Origin of the sequence: Paracoccus methylovorus, from assembly GCF_016919705.1 — a bacterium.
Taxonomy (GTDB): domain Bacteria; phylum Pseudomonadota; class Alphaproteobacteria; order Rhodobacterales; family Rhodobacteraceae; genus Paracoccus; species Paracoccus methylovorus.
Genome location: NZ_CP070371.1, coordinates 142,264 through 165,329 on the forward strand (window position 1 = coordinate 142,264; position 23,066 = coordinate 165,329).

General features: G+C 62.2%; 21 protein-coding genes and 1 tRNA gene. 9 read left to right on the plus strand and 13 right to left on the minus strand.

Translation table 11 applies throughout. From position 1 onward, the window contains the following. Window positions 1-58: 58 nt before the first annotated feature. From JWJ88_RS13885 to pyrC, 4 genes are all read right to left on the minus strand, one after another. On the minus strand, window positions 59-421 hold the full coding sequence (locus tag JWJ88_RS13885) for a DMT family protein (protein ID WP_205296382.1): 363 nt from the start codon (window positions 419-421) through the stop codon (window positions 59-61). Beyond that, the gene (locus tag JWJ88_RS13890) at window positions 418-1,917 is read right to left on the minus strand and encodes a replicative DNA helicase (protein WP_205296383.1); all 1,500 of its coding nucleotides are present in this window, start codon (window positions 1,915-1,917) and stop codon (window positions 418-420) included. Before JWJ88_RS13890 ends, JWJ88_RS13885 begins: the two co-directional genes overlap by 4 nt. A gap of 230 nt (window positions 1,918-2,147) precedes the next feature. After that, window positions 2,148-2,819 (minus strand): orotate phosphoribosyltransferase, encoded by a 672-nt coding sequence (locus JWJ88_RS13895; protein WP_205296384.1) that lies wholly within the window; start codon window positions 2,817-2,819, stop codon window positions 2,148-2,150. Next, window positions 2,816-3,859: a dihydroorotase gene (gene pyrC, locus JWJ88_RS13900; RefSeq protein WP_205296385.1), complete on the minus strand. Its 1,044-nt coding sequence runs from the start codon at window positions 3,857-3,859 to the stop codon at window positions 2,816-2,818. The genes JWJ88_RS13895 and pyrC overlap by 4 nt, the downstream gene beginning before the upstream one ends. Window positions 3,860-3,986: 127 nt before the next feature. Here pyrC and JWJ88_RS13905 point away from each other — a divergent pair, with 127 nt between their 5' ends. Beyond that, window positions 3,987-4,301, plus strand: a complete 315-nt coding sequence (locus JWJ88_RS13905) for an antibiotic ABC transporter (protein ID WP_205296386.1) — start codon at window positions 3,987-3,989, stop codon at window positions 4,299-4,301. A gap of 96 nt (window positions 4,302-4,397) precedes the next feature. On the opposite strand, the gene gap is transcribed toward JWJ88_RS13905, so the two are convergent. From gap to JWJ88_RS13935, 6 genes are all read right to left on the minus strand, one after another. After that, window positions 4,398-5,399, minus strand: coding sequence for a type I glyceraldehyde-3-phosphate dehydrogenase (gene gap / locus JWJ88_RS13910; protein WP_205296387.1), 1,002 nt, complete (start codon window positions 5,397-5,399; stop codon window positions 4,398-4,400). 245 nt (window positions 5,400-5,644) lie between these two features. Beyond that, entirely contained in the window at window positions 5,645-5,788 is a 144-nt protein-coding gene (locus tag JWJ88_RS13915; protein WP_205296388.1) for a hypothetical protein, read from the minus strand. A gap of 215 nt (window positions 5,789-6,003) precedes the next feature. Next, complete coding sequence (locus tag JWJ88_RS13920; RefSeq protein WP_205296389.1) at window positions 6,004-7,035, minus strand: flagellar motor switch protein FliG; 1,032 nt, start codon at window positions 7,033-7,035, stop codon at window positions 6,004-6,006. Window positions 7,036-7,094: 59 nt separating this feature from the next. Continuing rightward, window positions 7,095-8,411, minus strand: coding sequence for an adenylosuccinate lyase (gene purB, locus JWJ88_RS13925; protein ID WP_205296390.1), 1,317 nt, complete (start codon window positions 8,409-8,411; stop codon window positions 7,095-7,097). 197 nt (window positions 8,412-8,608) lie between these two features. Further along, a complete protein-coding gene (gene glnA, locus JWJ88_RS13930; RefSeq protein WP_205296391.1) occupies window positions 8,609-10,015 on the minus strand; it encodes a type I glutamate--ammonia ligase in 1,407 nt (468 codons plus the stop codon). A gap of 77 nt (window positions 10,016-10,092) precedes the next feature. Continuing rightward, window positions 10,093-10,431: a P-II family nitrogen regulator gene (locus JWJ88_RS13935; RefSeq protein ID WP_024843759.1), complete on the minus strand. Its 339-nt coding sequence runs from the start codon at window positions 10,429-10,431 to the stop codon at window positions 10,093-10,095. A gap of 141 nt (window positions 10,432-10,572) precedes the next feature. Between JWJ88_RS13935 and JWJ88_RS13940 the strand changes: the two genes are divergently transcribed. Together JWJ88_RS13940 and JWJ88_RS13945 are read left to right on the plus strand one after the other, a co-directional pair. Further along, entirely contained in the window at window positions 10,573-12,102 is a 1,530-nt protein-coding gene (locus tag JWJ88_RS13940; protein WP_205296392.1) for an NAD(P)H-hydrate dehydratase, read from the plus strand. Window positions 12,103-12,185: 83 nt separating this feature from the next. Further along, window positions 12,186-12,270 (plus strand) — tRNA-Leu (locus JWJ88_RS13945). A gap of 324 nt (window positions 12,271-12,594) precedes the next feature. Here JWJ88_RS13945 and JWJ88_RS13950 read toward each other — a convergent pair. Continuing rightward, window positions 12,595-13,665, minus strand: coding sequence for a glycosyltransferase family 61 protein (locus tag JWJ88_RS13950; protein WP_205296393.1), 1,071 nt, complete (start codon window positions 13,663-13,665; stop codon window positions 12,595-12,597). 136 nt (window positions 13,666-13,801) lie between these two features. Here JWJ88_RS13950 and JWJ88_RS13955 point away from each other — a divergent pair, with 136 nt between their 5' ends. The 3 genes from JWJ88_RS13955 (at window position 13,802) to JWJ88_RS13965 (ending at window position 17,926) form a co-directional block, all read left to right on the plus strand. Further along, on the plus strand, window positions 13,802-14,665 hold the full coding sequence (locus JWJ88_RS13955; RefSeq protein WP_205296394.1) for a glycosyltransferase: 864 nt from the start codon (window positions 13,802-13,804) through the stop codon (window positions 14,663-14,665). Window positions 14,666-15,027: 362 nt separating this feature from the next. After that, window positions 15,028-15,510, plus strand: a complete 483-nt coding sequence (locus tag JWJ88_RS13960; RefSeq protein WP_240200325.1) for a hypothetical protein — start codon at window positions 15,028-15,030, stop codon at window positions 15,508-15,510. Between the two features lie 112 nt (window positions 15,511-15,622). Beyond that, window positions 15,623-17,926, plus strand: coding sequence for a Tex family protein (locus JWJ88_RS13965; protein ID WP_205296395.1), 2,304 nt, complete (start codon window positions 15,623-15,625; stop codon window positions 17,924-17,926). A 70-nt stretch (window positions 17,927-17,996) separates the two neighbouring features. Here the strand turns inward: JWJ88_RS13965 and pdxY are convergent, their stop codons facing one another. Beyond that, on the minus strand, window positions 17,997-18,833 hold the full coding sequence (gene pdxY / locus JWJ88_RS13970) for a pyridoxal kinase (protein WP_205296396.1): 837 nt from the start codon (window positions 18,831-18,833) through the stop codon (window positions 17,997-17,999). After that, window positions 18,830-19,576, minus strand: a complete 747-nt coding sequence (locus JWJ88_RS13975; protein WP_205296397.1) for an MOSC domain-containing protein — start codon at window positions 19,574-19,576, stop codon at window positions 18,830-18,832. The genes pdxY and JWJ88_RS13975 overlap by 4 nt, the downstream gene beginning before the upstream one ends. 243 nt (window positions 19,577-19,819) lie before the next feature. On the opposite strand from JWJ88_RS13975, the gene JWJ88_RS13980 reads away from it, so the two are divergent. From JWJ88_RS13980 to JWJ88_RS13990, 3 genes are all read left to right on the plus strand, one after another. Then, complete coding sequence (locus tag JWJ88_RS13980) at window positions 19,820-20,410, plus strand: ANTAR domain-containing response regulator (protein WP_205296398.1); 591 nt, start codon at window positions 19,820-19,822, stop codon at window positions 20,408-20,410. Then, window positions 20,401-21,573: a CmpA/NrtA family ABC transporter substrate-binding protein gene (locus JWJ88_RS13985; RefSeq protein WP_205296399.1), complete on the plus strand. Its 1,173-nt coding sequence runs from the start codon at window positions 20,401-20,403 to the stop codon at window positions 21,571-21,573. The genes JWJ88_RS13980 and JWJ88_RS13985 overlap by 10 nt, the downstream gene beginning before the upstream one ends. 279 nt (window positions 21,574-21,852) lie before the next feature. After that, window positions 21,853-23,064 (plus strand): MFS transporter, encoded by a 1,212-nt coding sequence (locus JWJ88_RS13990; RefSeq protein WP_205296400.1) that lies wholly within the window; start codon window positions 21,853-21,855, stop codon window positions 23,062-23,064. Window positions 23,065-23,066: the final 2 nt, after the last annotated feature.

Sequence of the window (23,066 nt, forward strand, 5' to 3'; positions counted from 1 at the left end):
CACCTTTGCCCGGCCGAAGAGCAAAGGCAATCGCCTGTTTATAGGGCACTGTTTCAGGTCAGTGTGTGCTGCCGCCGAAATCGTGAAAGATCAGAAAGGCGCCGAAGCAGATGCACGCGAAACCCGCCGCCACGTTCCAGGTCAGCTTTTCACCCAGCCACACCCATGAGAACAGGACAAAGACCGACAGGCTGATGACCTCCTGAATGGTCTTCAGTTGCGCGGCAGAGAAATAGCCATAGCCGATGCGGTTTGCCGGCACCTGCAGCACATATTCGAAGAAAGCGATGCCCCAGCTTACCAGAATCACCAGCAGCAGGGGTGCTGCCTTGAACTTCAGATGCCCATACCAGGCAGCGGTCATGAACAGGTTGGATAGGGTCAGCAGGCCGATCGTCACAAACGGCACGGGCAGGTTCATTCAGAGCGGTCCCAGCTACGATGTTTTTCCAGATTGCCGAAACGGGTAAAGCGACCCTCGAAGGACAGCTCGACGGTGCCGATGGGACCGTGGCGTTGCTTGCCGATGATGATCTCGGCCTTGCCATGGCAGGATTCCATGATCTGCTGCCAGGACGCCATCTTGTCCAGGTCGTGGTCGGCAGGCTTTTCGCGTTCACGGTAGTATTCTTCGCGAAAGACGAACATGACAATGTCGGCGTCCTGTTCGATCGAGCCTGACTCGCGCAGGTCGGAAAGCTGCGGGCGCTTGTCCTCGCGCGATTCGACCTGGCGCGAAAGCTGGGACAGTGCGATGACGGGGATGTCCAGTTCCTTGGCGATGGCCTTGAGACCCTGAGTAATCTCGCTGACCTCATTGACGCGGCTGTCCTTGGCCGAGGCGGCGCGCAGCAGCTGCAGATAGTCCACGATCAACACATCAAGCCCCATGGTGCGCTTGAGCTTGCGGGCGCGGGCGGCCAATTGGTTGATCGGCAGGGCGGGCGTGTCATCGATGTAAAGCGGACAGTTTTGCAGATCGTGCGCGGCTTTGACAAAGCGGCGGAACTCATCCTCGGTCATGTCGCCGCGGCGGATCGATTCGCTGGGAACCTCGGCGGCCTCGGACAGGATGCGCGCGGCAAGCTGCTCGGCCGACATCTCCAGGCTGAAAAAGCCGACGACGCCGCCGGCCACCGTACCATGAGTGCCATCGGGCAGCTCACCCAGCCTGTGCGCCTTGGCAACGTTGAAGGCGATGTTGGTCGCCAGCGAGGTTTTCCCCATCGAGGGGCGACCGGCCAGGATAATCAGGTCCGAACGGTTCAAGCCGCCCATCTTGCCGTCAAGGTCGACAAGCCCTGTCGAGACCCCCGACAACCCGCCACCGCGGCTGAAGGCGGCATTGGCTGCATTCAACGCGCCGGTGACAGCAGAGAGGAAGCTTTGGAAACCGCGCTCTCCTACGCCCTGTTCGCCCAGCTTGTAAAGGATCTGCTCGGCTTCCTTGATTTGCTCCTCGGCGGAATCGCTGACCGACACGGTGGCCGCGCGCGAGGCGATATCCTGTCCCAGCCCGATCAACTCCCGGCGTAGGGCAAATTCGCGGATCATCTGCGCATAGTCACGTGCAGCATGGGACGAGATCGCCGCCCCCGCCAGCCTTGCCAGATAGGCCGGACCGCCCAGTTCCTTGAGGCCGGCATCATGCTCCATGAAAGCCTTGATCGTTACCGGGCTTGCCAAAGCGTTCCGAGCGATCCGCTCGACGCAGATTTCATAGATGCGGCGATGGACCGGATCGTAAAAATGTGGCGCCTGGATGATGCGCGAGACGTGGTCGTAGACCTCGTTATTGGTCAGCAGAGCGCCCAGCAATTGCTGCTCGGCCTCGATCGAAAAGGGCACGGCCTGTTCCGCGGCGGCTTCAGCAATTTCGCCGGGTTTTCTGATTTCGACAGCACGCAATTCGCTCATCCCATGGTCTCCGACGTCCGACTCGGGTGGAGGTTGTTATCCACCTTATGCGCCTCGGGGTCCATCGCGATATACTCTGGATACGCCGTAAGCAAATGGCCGCCTTTACCCTGTCGGCCAGGCTAGCATGGGTATTTGAACAACGAAGAACAATGGCGAGCAGTAAGCCTCTTCTTCGTTGTTCAAATACCCAATCTACCGAGCGGCAGGGCGAGGCGCCTGCCGTCTGGTCAGGGGTGTGCCGCCTGCCAGGCTCGCGGATCGGTCAGGAAGCTTTCTACCTCAGAGAGGGTTGCTTCGTCGTAAAAACCTTGGGCTTTGGCCTCTGCCAGAACGTCCCACCAAGTGCAGAGATAATGCAGCCCAACGCCATGATCGGCCAGGCGTTGCTTGGTCTCTGGGAAGATGCCGTAATAAAAGATCACCGCGGTATGGGCGCAGGTCGCGCCGGTCTCGCGGATCGCGTCGACGAAGCTCAGTTTCGAGCCGCCGTCGGTGGTCAGATCCTCGACCAGCAGCACACGCTGGCCTTCGGTCATGGCGCCTTCGATCCGGGCGTTGCGGCCATAGCCCTTGGGCTTTTTGCGCACGTAAGTCATCGGCAATTCCAGCCGTTCGGCGACAAAGGCGGCGAATGGAATGCCTGCCGTCTCGCCGCCGGCGACGTTGTCGAACGCGGCAAAGCCGGCCTCGCGCAATACGGTTGCCGCCAAAAAATCCATCAGCGTCGAGCGGATGCGTGGAAAGGAGATCAGCTTGCGGCAGTCGATATAGGTCGGGCCTTTCAGCCCCGAGGCATATGTGAAGGGTTCGGCCGCGTTGAAATGGACCGCCTTGATTTCCAGCAGCATGCGGGCGGTCAGGCGGGCGATTTCCGCGTGCGGGGGAAAGGGCAGGGTCATGCGGGATCCTCGAGGTGCCAATAAAGCGGAAAGCCGGGGTCAAAGACCGTGACGGTTTCGTCTCCGGCGGCGATATGGGTCGGATAATCGGCAGGTGTGTCATGCTTGATCAACCGGATGCGATCCTCGTTCGGAGGCATGTGATAGAAGGCAGCACCGTTGAGCGAGGTAAAGCCTTCGAGACGGTCGATCGCGCCTTCCTCTTCGAAGACTTGCGCCAGGATGGACATGGTGTTTGGCGCGGTGAAACAGCCAGCGCAGCCGCAAGCAGATTCCTTGGCGCTGTCGGGGTGCGGCGCGGAATCCGTGCCAAGAAAGAAGCGCACGTCGCCCGAGGTTGCTGCCTTGCGCAGCGCCAGCCGATGCGTTTCGCGTTTGGCGACCGGTAGGCAGTAGTAATGCGGCCGGATGCCGCCTGCCAGAATATGATTGCGGTTGATGACCAGATGATGAGTGGTGATGGTCGCACCGATGTCGTCATTGCCAGAGACGTAGTCGACGCCGTCCGAGGTGGTGATATGTTCCATCACTACGCGCAGCCCCGGGGTCGCGCGGCGGATCGGCTCCAGGACGCGGTCGATGAATACCGCCTCGCGATCGAAGATATCCACACTGGGATCGGTCACCTCGCCATGAAAGCACAGCGGGATGCCGGCTTGGGCCATGGCTTCTAGTACGGGCCGTACCTTGTCGAAATCGCGCACGCCCGAGGCCGAGTTGGTGGTTGCACCAGCCGGATAAAGCTTGACCGCCGATATGATTCCCTGCGCATGGGCGGCCAGCACATCGGCTGGATCGGTGGTCTCGGTCAGGTAAAGCGTCATCAAGGGACGTAACGTCACTTCGGCGGGCAGAGCGGCCCGGATCCGGTCCCGATAAGCGGCGGCCTGCGCCCCGGTCACCACCGGCGGCATCAGGTTGGGCATGATGATCGCCCGGCCGAAATGGCGGGAAAATGAAGCCACTGCCTGCAGCATAGCGCCATCGCGCAGGTGCAGGTGCCAGTCGTCGGGGCGTCGAAGCGTCACGGATTGGGTCATGATTTTTCCTCTATACCGGGTGCGGCAGCAAGGCCATAGGGCAAAGGTCCCGACCAAAGGAGCTCTTGGCATTTCGTCGTCATAGGCGCAGTTCCCCTGTCTGGTATTCGTTCAAAGGGAATTCGTGATGGGTTTCGGAATGATGAATTTCTCGGCTCTGCAGGCACCGTTGTTGCTGTGGCAGCAGATGGCGCATCTGGCTTGGGAATCGCAGATGGTCATTGCCATGCGAACTGCCGGCATGATGGGTCTTGTGCGGCAAGACCTGACCGAGCCGCAGCGTATGGTGGTTGAAAAGGCCGATGCCGCCTCCGAGGCGCTGCACGCCGCCCTGCGGGCCGCAGGACGGGGTGAGCGTGCCGACCGCGTCATGGCAGCAGCGCTGCGCCCCTATCGCCGACGCACCCGTGCCAATGTTCGACGCCTGTCGGGCAAGAGTTGACCGACTGCGGCCTTAATGCCCAAATCCGATCACAAATGAAAACGCGCCCTGGGCTTTGCCCAGGGCGCGTTTCGGTTTGGTGTCCGGGCTTCAAGCTCAGATAAGTTTGCCCATGGCGACTGCGGTGTCCGACATGCGGTTCGAGAAACCCCATTCGTTGTCATACCAGGTCAGGATGCGGCAAAGCTTGCCCTCCATCACCTTGGTCTGATCCATGTGGAAGACCGAGCTGTGCGAATCGTGGTTGAAGTCCGAGGAGACCAGTTTTTCATCGGTATAGCCGAGGATGCCCTTCAGCGTGCCATTCGCGGCGCTGCGGATGGCCTCGTTGATTTCTTCGACCGTCGTGTCGCGGCTGGCTTCGAAGACGAGGTCCACGACCGAGACGTTCGGGGTCGGCACGCGGATCGCAACGCCGTCCAGCTTGCCCTTGAGCTCCGGCAGCACCAGGCCCACGGCCTTGGCGGCGCCGGTCGAGGTCGGGATCATCGACAATGCCGCGGCGCGGGCGCGATACAGATCGTTGTGCATGGTGTCCAGCGTCGGCTGGTCGCCGGTATAGCTGTGGATCGTGGTCATGAAGCCGCGCACGATGCCGATGCTGTCATTAAGCACCTTGGCGACGGGCGACAGGCAGTTCGTGGTGCAGCTGGCGTTCGAGACGACGGTGTCATCCTTGGTCAGCGTGTCGTGGTTGACGCCAAAAACGATGGTCTTGTCGGCGTTGTCGCCGGGGGCAGAGATCAGCACGCGCTTGGCCCCGGTCGAAAGATGCGGCTGCACCTTTTCCTTGGAGGCGAAGATGCCGGTGCATTCCATGACGACGTCAATGTCGCCCCAGGGCAGTTCGGCCGGGTTGCGGATCGCGGTGACCTTGATCGGGCCACGGCCGACATCGATCGAATCGGCCGAGGTCTTGACCTCGGCGGGGAAGCGGCCATGGACAGAATCGTAGCGCAGCAGATGCGCATTGGTCTCGACCGGGCCGAGGTCGTTGATCGCCACGACCTCAATATCATTGCGCCCCGATTCGATGATCGCGCGCAGCACGTTCCGACCGATCCGGCCAAAGCCGTTGATCGCTACCTTGACAGCCATAGGTTTCCTCCGCCGCAGATGAGTGTTTCGCGCTGCAAATAGCCCGCATCGCCCAGGAAATGCAAATGCCAGAAACCTGCGCGAACGGAAACTCGGCCGAAATGCGTATGTTAGCGGTACAATCGCGGCGTATAGTCGCTGGCGGGTCGTTCGAAAGATGATGCGGCTGTTTTATGACGCCGCAAATCCCTCCGCCTTTGGTCGTGCCGCGGGCTAAGCAAGGGCGAATCGCATCCGCAGGCCGATCAGCGCCAAAAGCTGAGATATTCGATCAGGCTGGCGAACTGCTTGCCCAGAAACAGCGGTATGCCCCAATGCAGCACCAGCGCATCTGCCGCGAACAGCCCGAGGATCAACAGGCCCAGCACGAGTGCGATCTGATTTGTCATGCCATCCGTTCCGTATCTGTCCTGCTTTATCGCGGTTTGTTGTCCCGCCCTCTGCTATGGCAGACACCGGATTCGGACAAGGTATCGCTTCCGTGCTGCGGTCGCACGCCCGGCATTGTCGGGGTTTGCGCCCAGGATATGGCGGGTCGTCACTGCGTCCTTCCTTGCTGACCGGCAAGCGAACTGGAATTGGCCGGCCGTATCATCTGTTTCGGTTAGTCCTCTTCTTCGGGGTCTGGCGCGATCAGGAACAGATTGCCTGCCGCTTCCATGTGACGGATCGTGGCCACGACCTGGTCCATGGCATCTTCGGTATCCTGCGCCGGGACCTTGCCAAGCACCTCCATCTCTTCGCGTATGGATTCGGCCAGGCGTGAGGAAACGCCGCCAAGCAGGAAATCCGCGGTCTCTTGTGTGTCATCCTTGGCCCCGGCGAGCGCCTTGAGCAGCACTGCATTGTCTATTTCGCGCAGGATGCGGGGAATATCGCGCGGGTCGACACGGCGGGGGATATGCTTCCAGGTAAAGATGGTCTTGCGCACCTCGCCCGCGAAGGTGGCATCGTCGTCATCAAGCCCGGCCAGCACGCTGTCGCGCATGCTGGAGGGCGAGAAGTTCAGAATCGCGCCGACTTTTTCGCCCGCCTTTCCCTCCAGCGGAAGTTGCGGAACGGCATCGGCGGCCTGGATCAGCGCCTTGCCGATGCGCTGCAGGGCCTCAGGCTCGATTCTGCCGGTCAGGGACATCGCATAGGCGATCTGTCGCGCCCGCTCCTGTTCAAGCAGGCCGAACACCTCGGCCGCGCGCGGCACCGGCAGTTTCGAAAACATGACCGCCGCGATCTCGACGGCCTCGGCTCTGGCCAGTTCTGCCAGCAGGGCCGGGGTCATGGCCGCGATACGGTCCCACGGATCGCCCGTTCCGTTCAACGCCGCCATGCGACGCAGCCGGTCGGTCGTGTCGGCCGAGAGGTGACCGCCCAGCAGGTCCAATGTTCCGTCGATATCGCCCGGAAAGGACAATCCGATGGATTCCAGCCTGTCGCAAAACTCCGATACGATGGCATTGCGCGTTTCGCGGTCGATAACGCCCATCAGCGCCATTTCCTGCGCCAGCTCCGTTTGCAACGCCGGCGGTAGCCGGGCGAGGTCGATATCCTCGCCCTCGGCCAGCACCAGCCGCACGATCACTGCCGCCTTCTGGCGCGGGCTAAGCCCCGCCACCGTCCCTATCGCCGGAACACCCATGGATTGCCCCCGATTCCTGATCTTCGCGGGCAATCTCGCAGGAAAAAACGAACAGCCGGTTAATGTGCGCCGCTATCGCCGAACACCCGGGCGAAGATCGTGTCCACATGCTTGGTGTGATAGCCGAGGTCGAATTTCTCCTCGATCTCGGCGGGTGACAGGGCCGCAGTCACCTCGGCGTCGGCCAGCAGTTCGGTCTTGAAATCGGCGCCCTGTTCCCAGACCTTCATGGCATTGCGCTGGACCAGACGATAGGCGTCCTCGCGGCTGACACCGGCTTGGGTCAAGGCCAGCAGCACCCGTTGCGACATGACCAGGCCCTTGAACTTATTCATGTTCTTCAACATGTTATCGGGATAGACCACCAGTTTCTCGATTACGCCGGCCAGCCGGTTCAAGGCGAAATCCAGCGTGATGGTCGCATCGGGCGCGATGCCGCGCTCGACCGAGGAATGGCTGATGTCGCGTTCATGCCACAGCGCCACGTTCTCCATCGCGGGAACCACCGTCATGCGCACAAGGCGGGCAAGGCCGGTCAGGTTCTCGGTCAGGACTGGGTTGCGCTTGTGCGGCATGGCCGAGCTGCCTTTTTGTCCGGGGCTGAAATATTCTTCTGCCTCAAGGACTTCGGTGCGCTGCATATGGCGAATCTCGATGGCGATATTCTCCATCGAGCTGGCGATCACGCCCAGCGTGGCAAAGAACATCGCGTGACGGTCGCGCGGGATGACCTGCGTGCTGATCGGCTCGGGGCGCAGACCCAGCTTGGCGCAGACATGTTCCTCGACGGCAGGGTCGATATTGGCGAATGTGCCCACCGCGCCCGAGATGGCACCGGTCGCAACCTCGTCGCGGGCGCGTTCCAGCCGTTCGCGGCCGCGGGCCATTTCCGCATAGAAGCGGGCGAAGGTCAGGCCCATGGTGGTCGGCTCGGCATGGATGCCGTGGCTGCGGCCGATGCGGACGGTATCCTTATGCTCATAGGCGCGTTTTTTTAGCGCGGACAGGACCTTGTCCATATCGGCCAGCAGGATGTCGGCAGCGCGGACCAGTTGCACGTTCAGCGTGGTGTCGAGAACGTCCGAGCTGGTCATGCCCTGATGGACGAAGCGCGCCTGATCCGCGCCGACATGCTCGGCAAGATGGGTGAGGAAGGCAATGACGTCATGCTTCGTCACGGCTTCGATTTCGTCGATGCGGGCCACGTCGAACTCGACGTCCCTGGCTTTCCAGACGGCCTCGGCATTCTCGCGCGGGATTACGCCCAGATCGGCCTGAGCGTCGCAGGCATGCGCCTCGATCTCGTACCAGATCCTGAATTTGGTCTCGGGCGACCAGATGGCGACCATTTCGGGGCGGGCATAGCGCGGGATCATCGGAGGCTCCTGTGTTTGCGCGGGTTCTAGCGGCTTGCCCCCCCGCCCGCAACTGCGCGCCACAATCACGCGTGCATGGGCTGCGTGAAAGGCGGTGCCGCGGCCGATGGCTGCCTTGGGTTTCTGTCCATCCCGGCCGCGAATTGGAAAAGCCGCCACGGGGGCGGCTTTCCTTGTTCTTGCGTCACCGCAGCCGATCAGCAGCTGTAATACATCGCGTATTCGATGGGGTGGGGGGTGTGCTCATAAGCATAGACCTCTTCCCATTTCAGCTTGATGTAGCCTTCCAACTGGTCGCGGGTGAAGACGTCGCCGGCAAGCAGGAAGTCCATGTCCTTTTCAAGTTCTTCCAGCGCCTCGCGCAGGCTGCCGCAAACGGTCGGGATCTCGGCCAGTTCCTCGGGCGGCAGATCGTAGAGATCCTTGTCGGATGCCGGGCCGGGGTCGATCTTGTTCTTGATGCCGTCAAGACCGGCCATCAACAGTGCCGCGAAGGCCAGATAGGGGTTTGCGGCCGGATCGGGGAAGCGGGCTTCGACGCGCTTGCCCTTGGGCGATTCGGTCCACGGAATACGCACGCAGCCCGAGCGGTTGCGGGCCGAATAGGCGCGCAGCACCGGGGCCTCGAAGCCGGGGATCAGGCGCTTGTAGCTGTTCGTGGCGGGGTTGGTCAGCGCATTCAGCGCCTTGGCGTGCTTGAGGATGCCGCCGATGAACCACAGCGCCTCTTGCGACAGGTCGGCATATTTGTCGCCGGCGAACAGCGGCTTGCCGTCCTTCCAGATCGACATGTTGACGTGCATCCCCGAGCCGTTGTCGCCCTTCATGGGCTTGGGCATGAATGTCGCGGTCTTGCCATAGGCGGCTGCGACGTTGTGGATGACGTATTTGTATTTCTGGATGTTGTCGGCCTGCTCGACCAGCCCGCCAAAGATCATGCCAAGCTCGTGCTGGGCGGTGGCGACTTCGTGGTGGTGCTTGTCGACCTTGATGCCCATGCGCTTCATCGTCGACAGCATCTCGCCGCGGATGTCCTGGGCCGCGTCGATCGGGTTCACCGGGAAATAGCCGCCCTTGTGGGCCGCGCGATGGCCCAGGTTGCCATCCTCATACACCGTGTCGGTGTTCCATGCCGCATCGGCCGAGTCGATTTCGAACCCGACTTTCTGGGGGCTCACCGCATAGCGTACATCGTCGAACAGAAAGAACTCGGCCTCGGGGCCGAAATAGGACGTATCGCCAATGCCGCTGGAGCGCAGATAGGCCTCGGCTTTCAGCGCGGTGCCGCGCGGGTCGCGGGCATAGGGTTCGCCGGTGTCCGGCTCGACCACGTTGCAATGCACGCAAAGGGTCTTTTCGGCATAGAACGGGTCGATATAGGCCGAGGACGGGTCCGGCATCAGCTTCATGTCGGACTGGTCGATGGACTTCCATCCGGCGATGGACGAGCCGTCGAACATGAAGCCTTCTTCGAAAAAGTCCTCGTCCACCAGATCGACGACCAGCGTCACATGCTGCAACTTGCCCTTGGGATCGGTAAAGCGGACGTCGACATATTCGACCTCTTCCGTCTTCATCAGATCCAGAACGTCCTTGACTGTCATTGGGAACCTTCCTCCATCAGTCTGCCCGGCGCCGCCGCCGGGCATGGGTAATCGGTTAATTCTGCGGGTTGGCGAAATCAGACCGCGTCGTCGCCGGTTTCGCCGGTGCGGATGCGGATGGCCTGTTCGACCGGGATGATAAAGATCTTGCCATCGCCGATCTTTTCGGTGCGCGCGGCCGATACGATGGCATCGACGGCGGCTTCGACCAGATCGTCGGGCAGAACCATTTCGATCTTCACCTTGGGCAGGAAATCCACCACATACTCCGCGCCGCGATAAAGCTCGGTATGGCCTTTTTGCCGGCCAAAGCCCTTGACCTCGGTAACCGAGAGGCCCTGGACGCCGACTTCTTGAAGTGCCTCTTTCACATCGTCCAGTTTGAAGGGCTTGATGATGGCTTCGACTTTCTTCATCGCCTGATCCTTCTCTCGCGACTTGCCTGCGACCTGATTGGCGGGTTTGATGATGCGCGTCCATGCGGCTTGGCGGCGAAAGCGGCATGCAGACAGCAAATCCCGGGCATATGCCCGAATATTATGCGAGTTGCCTAAATTATGTGCGATGATGTGGCCCCAAGACGCGAGATCCTGACGACTCGGCAGATGCGGGCGGTCGAGGGTGCCGCCATTGAAAGCGGCAGCGTCACCGGCGCCACGCTGATGCAGCGGGCGGGTGCGGGCGTCGTGAAGGAGATGGCAGCGCTGTGGCCACGGCTCCTGCAGCCGGGTCGGGCGGTGGTTCTTTGCGGGCCGGGCAACAATGGCGGTGACGGCTATGTGGTGGCGCGGCTTCTGGCCGAGCGTGGCTGGCAGGTCCGGTTGGCGGCGCTGGCCCCGCCCGCAACCCCGGATGCCCAAGGGGCCGCTGCCGGCTGGCGCGGCGACGTGGCGGCTCTGGACGCCCTGACGTCCGAGGATTTCCCGCCCGGCACGATCTGCATCGACGCGCTGTTCGGCACCGGGCTGGTGCGGCCCCTGTCGCCTCAGATCGCGGTGCTGCTGCGGCTGGCCTCGGCACAGGGTTGCCCTATCGTCGCGGTCGATATTCTTAGCGGGCTTTGCACCGACAGTGGCCGGGTTCTTGGCGGGCTGGACTTGCCCGCGGCGGCGCTGACCGTCAGCTTCCAGCGCGCCAAGCTGGGCCATGTGCTGGCGCAGGGGGGCGAACTGAGCGGCGCCTTGCGCATCGTCGATATCGGTATCGACGACTGGATGGGCGCTGCGGGCATGCCTGCGCGTTTCGCTGGGCCGGTGCCTGCCTTGGCCAAGCGACAGGGGCATAAATACAGCCATGGTCATGCGCTGGTGCTGGGGGGCGGGCCGGGGCAGGGCGGCGCGGCGCGGCTGACAGCGCGGGCGGCGCTAAGGGTCGGAGCGGGGCTGGTGACGCTGGTTTGTCCGCCCGACGCTTTGGCGGAAAATGCCGCAAGGCTGGATGCAGTCATGTTGCGGTCCATCGCCGATCATGGCGGGTTGGTGCGGATGCTGGACGATCCGCGCATCAACGCACTGGGCCTTGGCCCCGGTCTGGGGCTGGCGCGTGCGCAACAACTCGTGCTTGCGGCATTGGCCTTGGGGCGGCCGGCACTCTTGGATGCCGATGCGCTGACTGCTTTTGCCGGTGCTCCCGAATCGCTCTTTGCCGCGTTGCATCCGCAGGTGGTGCTGACGCCCCATGGCGGCGAATTCGCGCGACTGTTTCCCGATCTGGCGCAGCGACTGGCGGAACCGGCCGATACGGGGCCGGCCTGGTCGAGGCTGGACGCCGCGCGAGAGGCGGCCGGGCAGGCAGGTTGCGTGGTATTGCTCAAGGGTCCCGATACGGTGATCGCCGCGCCGGGGGGCGGGGCGCGCATTGCCGCAGCGGTGGGCGAGGCGGCGGCCCCATGGCTTGCGACGGCGGGTGCGGGTGATGTGCTGTCCGGTATCGTCACAGGCCTGCTGGCCCGCGGCTTCCCGCCACTGGAGGCTGCGGCGACCGGCGCTTGGCTGCACGCCGAGGCGGCGCGGGACTTTGGCCCCGGCCTGATTGCCGAGGATCTGCCCGAGCGGATTCCCAAAGTGTTGCGGGGGCTGGGCTACTGAACTTTCCGCTCGCAAGTGGTAAAAGGCTTTGCTAAGAGGGGCGCCGATCCATCGCTGCCGGTTCCGGTCGGCGCTGGTCGGATGCGGGTGTGGCGAAATTGGCAGACGCACCAGATTTAGGTTCTGGCGCCGCAAGGCGTGGGGGTTCAAGTCCCTCCACCCGCACCACATTGAAATCAAGAGCTTGCGTCAAGGAAATGACGGGGGATTCGCCCAGATTTTCCCGCGATTTTGGCAGAGTTTCCCAACAGTTTCCGACGTTCTTTATTCGCCCTCGGCGGTCCTGTGCCGTCTTAGATGCCCGCGACTGGCTGGCCTGCGCTCGGTATTTCCGAACCATGGCCAGTGTTTGTGATCGGTGACTGCCTGTATCTCCGCGTCCGAACAACCGGCTTCGGCAAACTGCTTCGCGGCGGCGTATCGCCATCCGGGGCGCGGTATTTCTGGACGGTTGAGAGCGTCTTGTGACCCGTAACGGACAGTATTTCAATGTCAGGACATTCGCCGGACAAGCGGGCATTTATGCCGGGCTTCCGACCACGCTCGACTTTCAGAGAAATTCTCTCTGGTCATGTACGTCCAGACATTTGCATCCTTGATGAACCCATTCTCGACCAACTGGTTTACTAATTCGACCTCATCTAGTTCGCCCCAAGTGACATGGTTTGCCACGCGTTGTGTTTCCGGCATCCAGTTAGCAATGATGGTATCAATCACCAACGGTTTTCTTCCACTGAATGCGGTCAGGTGGCGGACGATATGCTTATGCGCATCGTGACTACGGCGAAGAATGATACATGCTTCCTGATCAGGGTTGGAAACGTAACTCAGCAGATGAAAGGCAGAGCTATCAAGCCCAACAATCTTGCGGGCGGCCTTGAACATCGAAAGTTGTTTCGAGACGGACATTTTCTCCGGGTAGATAGGTGTATATCCTTGGGCGCGCATGTTCCGCTCAAGAAATCTCTCTCCTATAATGCCGCCCTTTCCAGAGAAGCGCGTGCGAGAAATATAGATATTATCTGGACCATTCGGTTCGATTTTTTCCATTGTCCGGTTGACGAAGGCGCGGAACTCGGGTGTTCCGGATGAAATTGCCCCGATGCCAAACCCCTGCCCAGGAACAAGGATCTCTTCAAACTCGGTCGGCTCTGTAACGATTTCGATGCGATGACCGTTTAGAAAGATTTCCATCATTTCTACCCGGTATCTTGTAGTGACGTCTATGTAACCATGGCGGGGAACGAATACGACGCTTTCGAACTTGTCGAGATCGAGAGCCCATAACCGCGAGATCGTCTCGGTAATGAAATGACCGAAATGTCCGAAATAGATCCCACCCCAAAGGTGCTTGCCGGCCATCTTCCGTGTCGGCGTCGGTTCGCCCATAATCTCTGGCGTGCATCTCCCGCCGCTTCGCCAAGTTGCAGCTTTTGCCAAGTCCTTGCCTGCATACCATATTCCCGGAGCATCCCGAATGGTCGCCGCAGGGCAGACAATGGCATTTTGGATGGATTGTATGTCGCGAGACCAGCCGCTATCCGGTAGCGGTTCTTTGGGCATACGTGGCTCCTGACGTGGGAATAAGGCTGTATCAGGTATACAAGCAGAAACTGCGATGGAGGTCCATCTGAACAAATTGTCGCATGTATCTATTTTTCGGCCGTGTTAATATCTGGTAATTGGGGCCGGAGGGAAAATGAAGGCGCAAGACATACAGATTGTGGGGGTATGCCGTTTTGCAATGCTGGGTCGGGGCGACTGGAAGGCCTACAGAGGTAAGGCTGAGCACGAACTGACCGCAATATACGAAGAAAAGGCCAAAGAGTTATTCGCCCGAAAGCGGATTGAACGCAGATTGGCTACGTTTGAGCATTTGACGCTTGGGTCGATGCGAAATCAGACCGACCCCAATTTCCGCTTTCTGGTTGTTTCATCTGATCGTATGCCCGCGACCTATCGCAAACGCCTTGAAATGCTATGCGCAGATGTTCAGCAGGTCATCCTGCGGTTCGTGCCCCCGATGCATGTGTCAGACACTATGCATCAGTTCTTTACCGAGTTCGAAATGAACATGGCCGATATCGTACAGTTTCGTCTTGATGACGACGACTGTGTGGCCAAGGATTATATCCGCAGGCTGCGACGTCACGCGGCTGGTATGTGGCGGAATGCGAATTTTGCAGTCAGTTTCCCCTCGATTTATTATTGCGTCACGGACGGCCCGACCGGCGGGGTTTATGATTGGTATAGCCCGTTCTTCAGTGCGGGAACGGCGATCCGGCATAACACCAAGACCGTTTTCGATTTCGGACACTACAAGATCCCTCAACATTTAGTGGCGGCGACAGATCCCCATTTTCCGTGCGTTGTTACCCACGCAGGAGACAACGACACCCCCCGCCACGAGGCGGCGATCCTGCGCAAGCGCGGAATGTCAAAAGCTGATCCCAGCCGCGTGTTGCGCGATCTCGGGAGGCATTTCGATTTTCTCTCCGACAAGGGCCGGAAGCTTGCAACCTTGCCAAAGCATATTCGGGAAAGGGCCCGCGAAGACGCCTGACCAGGGCAGGCATTTCGTTCATAAAGCCGATTTCAACCCCGTCACTTAGGGTTCTGCGGGCTGCGCGGAGGGACAGGCGGGCGTTCTTGACATTGCTTATTGCTGTCGTGCCAGCATGGGTGGCAGAGCGGACGTCCGGCCCGTTCCGACACTCGGGAAGGTGGGTACAAGGAGCCATGAATGCGCTGCAACCGGAGGCTGTCATGCGAGTTGCAAGGACCGTTCAGTAATAATTGATAAATAACAGATGGTTAAATAAACTCACTGCGGATTTACTTACCTGTCCTAAAGGGCAACTGGCTGAAAGCGATCAGATCGTTTTAATTGTATCTTATTAGGTGTTCTCTCTTGTTGGTTGGTGAATGATGTTGGTGAATGGTAAGGCTCTGCATGTCTCGGACATGCATTATCCTCTTGGTGACAATGACAGCCTGGTGTTTCTGCAGGTTTTGGGGATCGGGGTCGGCTGTCCGGGTTTCTCGGGCTCGGTCGCGGACTGGTGCGAACAGGGGTTTTCCATCTGCGAAAGCTACCTGCTTGAGGTGCAGGCCCTGTTTCTCAATGGCGATCCTCTGGGCTTTCTGGCCATGGCCGAGGCGCAGTTCGACGCCGAACTTGCCGATGAAGTGTTGCTCCATGCCGGTGCCCTGCTGAATGGCGTGGCTTTCCGTCGCCTGGCAGGGCGGCTGGAATTGGTCGAGACGGGCGATGTGCCGATGGGTCTTGATTGGAAGGTCATCGCCAACCTGTGGTGCGCGATGGAGACGACCAAGGGCGACATGCGCATGCCGCGTCTGGACCCGACTTTCGAAAAGCGGATGCGGATGGCGATGCGGCTGTCCTAAGCGGCGGTCTGTTTTCCGGGGCCGGGTCTTTGGCACGATCAGGCCCTGGGATGCTTGGATCGCCTGCCGGTTTTGGCTATGAAGGCGGTCCAGTCATCAAAGGACGCTGCCCGTGGACGCAACCGCTCGCATAGCCCGCACCATCGCCGCCGAGATCAGCGCCAGCCCCGCCCAGGTATCGGCGGCGGCGGCTTTGCTGGACGGGGGCGCGACCGTGCCCTTTGTCGCGCGCTATCGCAAAGAGGTCACGGGCGGGCTGGACGATACCCAGTTGCGCACCCTGTCGGAACGGCTGGGCTATCTGCGCGAGCTTGAGACGCGACGGGCGGCAATTCTGGAATCGATCCGGGGTCAGGACAAACTGACCGACGCGCTTGCGCGCTCGATCGCCGGGGCGGAAACCAAGGCCACGCTTGAGGATATCTACCTGCCCTTCAAGCCCAAACGTCGCACCAAGGCGATGATCGCCCGGGAAAACGGGCTGGAGCCGCTGCTTCGTGCGATACAGGAAAACCGCACTGCCGAGCCCGAGGCGTTGGCGGCGGGCTACGTTACCGAGGCGGTCGCGGATGTGAAATCGGCACTGGACGGCGCGCGCGACATTCTGGTCGAAGAGCTTTCCGAAAATGCGGTGTTGCTGGGGCGGTTGCGCGAATTCATGCAGGCCGAGGCGGTGATTTCGGCCAAGGTCGTGCCGGGCAAAGAGCAGGTCGGCGCCAAGTTCAGCGATTACTTCGACCAAAGCGAGAAATGGGCAAGTATCCCCGCCCACCGGGCGCTGGCGATCCTGCGTGGCGCCAAGGAAGAGGTGCTGACAATCGGAATCGCCCCCGAGCCCGAGACGGGCACCGCCCGGGCCGAGGGAATCGTCGCCTCGGGCTTGGGCCGGCTGGGGGAAGGGCCGGGCGACCGCTGGCTGCGCAAGGTCGCCGGCTGGTGCTGGCGGGTGCGGCTGTCGAACACCATGTATATCGACCTTCTGACCGAGTTGCGCATGCGGGCGCATGCTGAGGCGATCCGGGTGTTCGCCCGCAATCTTCGGGATTTGCTGTTGGCCTCGCCCGCCGGGCAGCGGCCCACCATCGGGTTGGACCCGGGCATCCGCACCGGCGTAAAACTGGCGGCAGTCGACGGCACCGGCAAGGTCGTCGAAACCGCGACGCTTTATCCCTTTCCGCCGAAATCCGATTTGCGTGGGGCCGAGGCGGCGCTGGCAGCCGCCATCATGCGCCACAAGATCGAGTTGATCGCCATCGGCAACGGAACCGCCAGCCGCGAGACCGAGCGTTTCGTGGCCGAGGTGCTCAAGCGCCTGCCTGAAAGCGTGAAGACCCCGCTCAAGGTGATCGTGTCCGAAGCCGGCGCCTCGGTCTATTCCGCCTCCGAACTGGCGGCGAAAGAATTCCCGGATCTGGACGTGTCGCTGCGCGGCGCGGTCTCGATCGCCCGGCGTTTGCAAGATCCGCTGGCCGAGCTGGTGAAGGTGCCGCCCGAGGCGATCGGCGTCGGCCAGTACCAGCATGACGTGGACCAGCGGCAATTGGCCAAGACGCTGGAGGCGGTGGTCGAGGATGCGGTGAACGCGGTCGGGGTGGACCTGAATACGGCCTCGGCACCGTTGCTTGCGCATGTCGCGGGTCTGGGGCCCTCGCTGGCGCAGAACATCGTCGCGCATCGGGATGCACAGGGGGCTTTCCACTCTCGCGCGGCGTTGAAGAAGGTGACGGGTCTTGGCCCGCGCGCTTTCGAGCAATGCGCCGGCTTCCTGCGTATCCGCGACGGTGATGAGCCGCTCGATGCCTCGACCGTCCACCCCGAGGCTTACGGCGTCGCGCGCAAGATCGTCTCGGCTTGTGGCCGCGATATCCGCCAGATCATGGGCAATGGTGCGGCGCTCAGGGACATCCGGGCCGAGGCCTTTGTCGACGACAAGTTCGGTTTGCCGACCATTCGCGATATTCTGGCAGAGTTGGAAAAGCCCGGCCGCGACCCGCGTCCCAGCTTTATCACCGCCAGCTTCGCCGAGGGGGTCGAGGCGATCGGCGACCTGCGCCCGGGCATGCAGCTTGAGGGCACGGTGACGAATGTGGCGGCCTTCGGCGCTTTCGTGGATGTCGGCGTGCATCAGGATGGGCTGGTGCATATCAGCCAGCTTGCTGATCGTTTCGTGAAAGACCCCAACGAGGTGGTGAAAGTTGGTGATGTGGTCAAAGTGCGGGTGACCGAGGTCGACGTGGCGCGCAAACGCATCGGCCTGACGATGCGCAAGGATGGCGGCGCCAGCGCCAAGGACGCGCAGAAGGAACGCGATCCTAAGCCCCAGCCGGCGCGCGGACCGAAATCCGCCTCTCCCTCAGGCAACGGGCAGCCCGGTGCGCTTGGGGCTGCGCTGCTGAATGCGTTGCGGAAGAATTAGGGGCGCTGCCCCCACCACGCCTGCGGCGCGGCTCCCCCGGGATATTTGGGCACGAAAGAAGCGCTGAATATCAAGGAGTGAGCAGGGCGGCGCGGAACTCGGGGTCGGAAAGTACGACTTCCTTGGTGCCTAGCCCGGCCGCCCGGCTCAGCGCGCGCGAGGTTTGTATTTGAGCGAATTCGACCGCCTGCGGCAGCCTCTGCCCACGCCCCAGCGCGGCGATAACCAGCCCCGCGAAAAGGTCTCCGGTCCCGGCCAGCGCCACGGGCAGATGCGGCGTCGGATGGCGTGTCAGTCCTTTCGACCCCAGGATTACGCTTTCCAGCATCCCGGCTTCGGTTTCGTGCAGCTTGCAGCCGGTAACGATCAACTGTGCCTCGGGTGCCATTCGCAAGGCCTGCGCGGCGCGCGGAATATCGGCCAGTTCGGCGATGGGCTGGTCGGTCAGCCAGGCGATCTCGAACGGGTTGGGCGAGGCGATATCGGCCATCGGCAGCAGCCGGTTGCGGAAAATGTCGGCGATCTCCCTGGGCACATAAAGACCGGGCTGTTCGTCGCCCAGTACCGGGTCGCAGTAATAACGCAGCTGCGGATTGGCAGCTTTGGCGCGCGCGACAAAATCGGCGGTCAGATGCGCCACCTCGACCGAGCCGATATAGCCCGTCAGCAGAAAATCCGCCCGTTCGGGCAGGCCACGTTCCCAAGCGCCCTGCAACAGGTCGGCAAAGAAATCAGCCGGCAGCGCCCGGCCGCGCAGCGTCGGATAGTCGGGCGTGTTGGAAAAGATCACCGTGGGAATCGGCGCCACTTCCAGCCCGGTGGCCAACATTGGAAACACCGCCGCTGAATTGCCGACATGGCCCATGACCACCTGGCTTTGAATCGAGATCACCAGTGGGCGGCTCATGCTTTGCCCTCCAACCGCTTCGACCAGTCCTCGACCCGGCCGCTTTCCAGACGGCGAACGGCATAGCGCCGCCAACCATCGGCCAAAACATCCAGCGCGGCGATGCCCTGCAACTCGTCAAGGTTCAGCCGGTCCACGTAAAGCGCATGCCAAAGCCGGTGCAGCGTCCAGTCCGGCGCCAGACGGTCGATCAAGTCCAGCCGGTCGCCGGGCCCAACAATGCCCGGTTCCAACACGCGATAATACCAGCCGGTGCGTCCGGTATCCTGTACGCGCCGTGCCATGTTGGCGACGCCGAAGCGGTGGTTCAGCTTCCAGCAAGGCTGCCGGCCCTGACTGACCTGCACCAGCGCTGCCCCCAGCCGAAAGGTGTCGCCCACCGCGACATTCGCCTCGCTTAACCCACGGGTGGAAATATTCTCGCCAAATGCGCCGGGCGCATCCAGCAAGGTCCTGGTTTCATTCGTGCCCAAATATCCCACGGGGGTCCGGGGGTGTGAAACCCCCGCTTCTGCTGGTGACGTCTGTTCCAGTTCGACCCGCCAGACAGCGTAATGGTCAAAGGGATAGTGATGCACGGCCTTTTCCGGCCCGCCATGCACGCGGCGATCCGCTTGTTCGTCGCCCTCGAATCCTTCGCGGCCCAGCATCAACGGGCGGTTCGCCGGGCGCTTGTCGATTCCGCTTTTCTGGTCGCTTCCGGGCAAGAAAGTGGCCTTGCCCGTCAAAAGGATGATTTCCACCGTGGTTTTCCCGTGCTGGCGTATTGCGGCCAGATTAGCCAAAGCTTCGGCAGGCTCAAGAGAAGCGAAGGGGATTTTCCCGGCAATGCTGTCGCTTACGGTATGCCTGTGGCGGTGGCACTGCTGTCAGAATCTGCCCGGATATTGCGCAAGCAGGTAGCTGGCGGGTGCGCAGGGGGCGGGATGTGTTGCGGGTGCGCGATTGCGGTGGCACCTGCAAAAGCAACCCGGATCAGGAACCAGATGGACAAACGCCTTTCCATCATCGTCATCGAGCCCGACCCCGAGCGCGCCGCCCCGATCGTGGATGGGCTGCGCGAGATCGGTGACCACGACATCCGCATCATCTCGGAAAATACTGGCCTTGCGCGCCATATAGCGGCGTGCCGACCGGATATCGTGCTGATCGACCTGGCCAATCCGTCCCGCGATGTGCTTGAGGAACTGGCTCTGGCCTCGGGCCCCACGGAACGGCCGGTGGCGATGTTTGTGGATCGCTCGGACGAGCACCTGACGCGCGCGGCGGTCGAGGCGGGGATCTCGGCCTATGTGGTGGACGGGTTGCGGCCGGACCGGATCAAGCCGGTGCTGGATGCCGCTGTCGCGCGGTTTCACATGTTCCAGCGTATGCGTGCCGAACTGGCTGCGACCCGCACGGCATTGGAGGAACGCAAGGTGATCGACCGTGCCAAGGCGGTGCTGATGAAAGCGCGCGGCATTGATGAAGAGGCCGCCTATGCGCTGCTTCGCAAGACGGCGATGGATCAGGGCAAGCGCGTGGCCGAAATCGCCCAGCAACTGGTCCTTGCCGCGGGGCTGCTCTCATGCCGTTGACGCCGCTGCGCCTGGGTTATGTGCCCCTGATCGACGCCGCGCCGCTGATCGTGGCGCAAGAGATGGGGTTCGCCGCAGAAGAGGGGCTGGAGTTTCAGCTTTTGCGTCTTGGTGCCTGGGCGCAGGCCCGCGACATGCTGGGCGCCGGGCTGATCGAGGCGGCGCATATGCTGGTGCCCATGCCTGTGGCGCAGGCACTGGGGCTTGGCCCGGCACTGCCTGATCTGGATCTGGTGATGTTCCTGTCGCAAGGCGGGCAGGCGGTCGCGGTCAGCGCCGTGCTGGCGGAACGGCTGCGCGATCAGGGCCATGATTTCGACTTTCGCGACGCACGCAAGGCGGGCCGGGCGCTGCATCGCGCCGCGCCGGACCGGCTGCGCGTGGGCGTGCCTTTCCACTTTTCGACCCAGTTGGAACTGGTCCGGCATTGGCTTGGCGCCTGTGGTTTCAGCCAGGCACCCGAGGTCGTGACCGTGCCGCCACCATTGATGGCGCAATCCATGGCGGCAGGAGAGGTCGACGCCTTTTGCGTGGGCGAGCCTTGGGCGTCCGGCGCGGTGGATCGCGGGCTGGCCTCGTTGCTGCTGCCCGGCACCGCAATCTGGGCGTCGCCGCCGGAAAAGGGCCTGGTGCTGCGCCGCGATTATACCGCCGCTCAGCCGCAGATGACCGGTGCGTTGATGCGGGCCGTCTGGCGCGCCGGGCGCTGGCTGGATGAGACCGAGAACCGCGATACCGCGGCCGAGATCCTGTCTCGGCGCGAGTATCTGGACCTGCCGCCCGAACTGGCCGAGCGTGGCCTGACCGGTCGGTTGCAGGTCACGCCTTCGGGCGAGATCCGGCATGTGCCGGACTTTATCGTCTTCCACGCGGGTGCGGCGAATTTCCCGTGGAAAAGCCTTGCCGCGCTTTTCGCGCAGCGCATCGCGCAGCGCCACGGGCTTGCGCCGGTACCGGCGATGCAAAAGGCGATGAAGCATTTCCGTACCGACCTTTACCGCGAACACCTGCGCGAGGCGGGTGCGGCCCTGCCCGGGGCCTCGGCCCGGCTGGAAGGGGCCCTGGCGCAGGATTGCGAGGTCGCGGCCGAAAAGGGGCAGATGATTCTGCGCGCCGATGCCTTTTTTGACGGCACCATCTTTGATCCGCCCTTTTCAAGCTGAGCGTTTTGCAGGCATGGCGGCAGGCCACTGCCCGGCTTTCGGGCGATGCCTGCCGGCGATGCTGCGATGCCGCATCAAGGCTTGATCCGGCCTGCGCGCTGACCCAATCTGACCCCATGGCCCGGCGCAATGGCGCGCCACCGGCCCGCTCGCAATGATGCGGCGACCCTCTCCGCGATGCTGCGGAAATGCCATCCCAAAGCGCAACCCTGTTGTGGCGTCCCGCCGCCTGGCCGCGCTTTCCGACCGCCTTCGCCTCAGCAACGCATCGGAGCTATCATGCCCGCCATTTCCCCCGTTCCACCGTCCGAGGCCAGCCGCGCGCTGGGCCTGTCCACCTTCGCCTTCACCATCTGCTTTGCAGTCTGGACCATCTTCTCGATTATCGGCTTGCAGATCCGCGAGCAGCTTTCCCTGACCGAAACCCAGTTCGGCTTTCTCATCGGTCTGCCGATTCTGACCGGCTCGCTGGTGCGCATCGCGCTGGGCGTGCTGACTGACCGGATGGGCGGGCGGCTGGTCTATACGCTGACCATGCTTTCCGCCGCCTTGGCGACGCTGCTTTTGTCCTTTGCCTCGACCTGGCCGCAGATGCTGCTGGCGGCGCTGGGCGTCGGTCTTGCCGGCGGTTCGTTCGCGGTCGGGGTGGCCTATGTCTCGCGCTTTTATGCCGAGGGGCGGCAGGGCACTGCGCTGGGTATCTTTGGCACCGGCAATGTCGGCGCGGCGCTGACCAAATTCGTCGCACCTTTCGTCATGCTGGCGCTGGGCTGGCAGGCGACTGCGCAGATATGGGCCGGGGTGCTGGCGCTGACCGCCGTATTGTTCTGGCTTTTCAGCAAGGACGATCCTGTCACCGCTGCCGGAGGCCGCAGCCGCAAGGTACCGCTGCGGGCCGAGTTTGCGCCGCTGAAAACCCTGCGTGTCTGGCGCTTTTCGGCCTATTACTTCTTCAGCTTCGGCGGTTTCGTCGCCCTGGCCCTGTGGCTGCCGCATTACCTGACGCAGGTCTACGGGTTCGACATCAGGACAGCCGGGATGATCGGCGCAGCCTACTCCATCCCCGGCTCGATCTTTCGCGCCTATGGCGGCGTGTTGTCCGACCGGATCGGCGCGCGGGTGGTGATGTATGCGACCTTCATCACCTCGCTCGGGGCGACCGCGATCCTGTCGATCCCCTCGGGCGTGCCGGTGCCGGTGTTTCTGGCGGTGATCTTTGTGCTGGGCTTTTTCATGAGCCTGGGCAAGGCCGCCGTCTACAAGCACATCCCCAGCTATTACCCGCAACACGTCGGCGCGGTCGGCGGGCTGGTCGGCATGATCGGGGGTCTTGGCGGTTTCGTCCTGCCGCTGCTGTTCGGCTGGCTGCGCGACCAGACCGGGCTGTGGTCCAGTTGTTTCATGGCGCTGTTCCTGCTGGTCGCCGCCTGCACGCTCTGGATGCATGCCTCGATCCGCCAGATGGGTCGCGCACCCTTGCAAGCCGCATGAGA

Bases quoted from the DNA above. Each gene is read 5' to 3' on its own strand.
- pyrC (WP_205296385.1), bottom strand. From the start codon at position 3,859: ATGACCCAATCCGTGACGCTTCGACGCCCCGACGACTGGCACCTGCAC.
- JWJ88_RS13915 (WP_205296388.1), bottom strand. From the start codon at position 5,788: ATGACAAATCAGATCGCACTCGTGCTGGGCCTGTTGATCCTCGGGCTG.
- JWJ88_RS13955 (WP_205296394.1), top strand. From the start codon at position 13,802: ATGAAGGCGCAAGACATACAGATTGTGGGGGTATGCCGTTTTGCAATG.
- pdxY (WP_205296396.1), bottom strand. From the start codon at position 18,833: ATGAGCCGCCCACTGGTGATCTCGATTCAAAGCCAGGTGGTCATGGGC.
- JWJ88_RS13950 (WP_205296393.1), bottom strand. From the start codon at position 13,665: ATGCCCAAAGAACCGCTACCGGATAGCGGCTGGTCTCGCGACATACAA.
- JWJ88_RS13990 (WP_205296400.1), top strand. From the start codon at position 21,853: ATGCCCGCCATTTCCCCCGTTCCACCGTCCGAGGCCAGCCGCGCGCTG.
- JWJ88_RS13885 (WP_205296382.1), bottom strand. From the start codon at position 421: ATGAACCTGCCCGTGCCGTTTGTGACGATCGGCCTGCTGACCCTATCC.
- gap (WP_205296387.1), bottom strand. From the start codon at position 5,399: ATGGCTGTCAAGGTAGCGATCAACGGCTTTGGCCGGATCGGTCGGAAC.
- JWJ88_RS13940 (WP_205296392.1), top strand. From the start codon at position 10,573: ATGTGCGATGATGTGGCCCCAAGACGCGAGATCCTGACGACTCGGCAG.
- JWJ88_RS13960 (WP_240200325.1), top strand. From the start codon at position 15,028: ATGATGTTGGTGAATGGTAAGGCTCTGCATGTCTCGGACATGCATTAT.
- purB (WP_205296390.1), bottom strand. From the start codon at position 8,411: ATGATCCCGCGCTATGCCCGCCCCGAAATGGTCGCCATCTGGTCGCCC.
- JWJ88_RS13985 (WP_205296399.1), top strand. From the start codon at position 20,401: ATGCCGTTGACGCCGCTGCGCCTGGGTTATGTGCCCCTGATCGACGCC.
- JWJ88_RS13980 (WP_205296398.1), top strand. From the start codon at position 19,820: ATGGACAAACGCCTTTCCATCATCGTCATCGAGCCCGACCCCGAGCGC.
- JWJ88_RS13935 (WP_024843759.1), bottom strand. From the start codon at position 10,431: ATGAAGAAAGTCGAAGCCATCATCAAGCCCTTCAAACTGGACGATGTG.
- JWJ88_RS13890 (WP_205296383.1), bottom strand. From the start codon at position 1,917: ATGAGCGAATTGCGTGCTGTCGAAATCAGAAAACCCGGCGAAATTGCT.
- JWJ88_RS13905 (WP_205296386.1), top strand. From the start codon at position 3,987: ATGGGTTTCGGAATGATGAATTTCTCGGCTCTGCAGGCACCGTTGTTG.
- JWJ88_RS13895 (WP_205296384.1), bottom strand. From the start codon at position 2,819: ATGACCCTGCCCTTTCCCCCGCACGCGGAAATCGCCCGCCTGACCGCC.
- JWJ88_RS13920 (WP_205296389.1), bottom strand. From the start codon at position 7,035: ATGGGTGTTCCGGCGATAGGGACGGTGGCGGGGCTTAGCCCGCGCCAG.
- glnA (WP_205296391.1), bottom strand. From the start codon at position 10,015: ATGACAGTCAAGGACGTTCTGGATCTGATGAAGACGGAAGAGGTCGAA.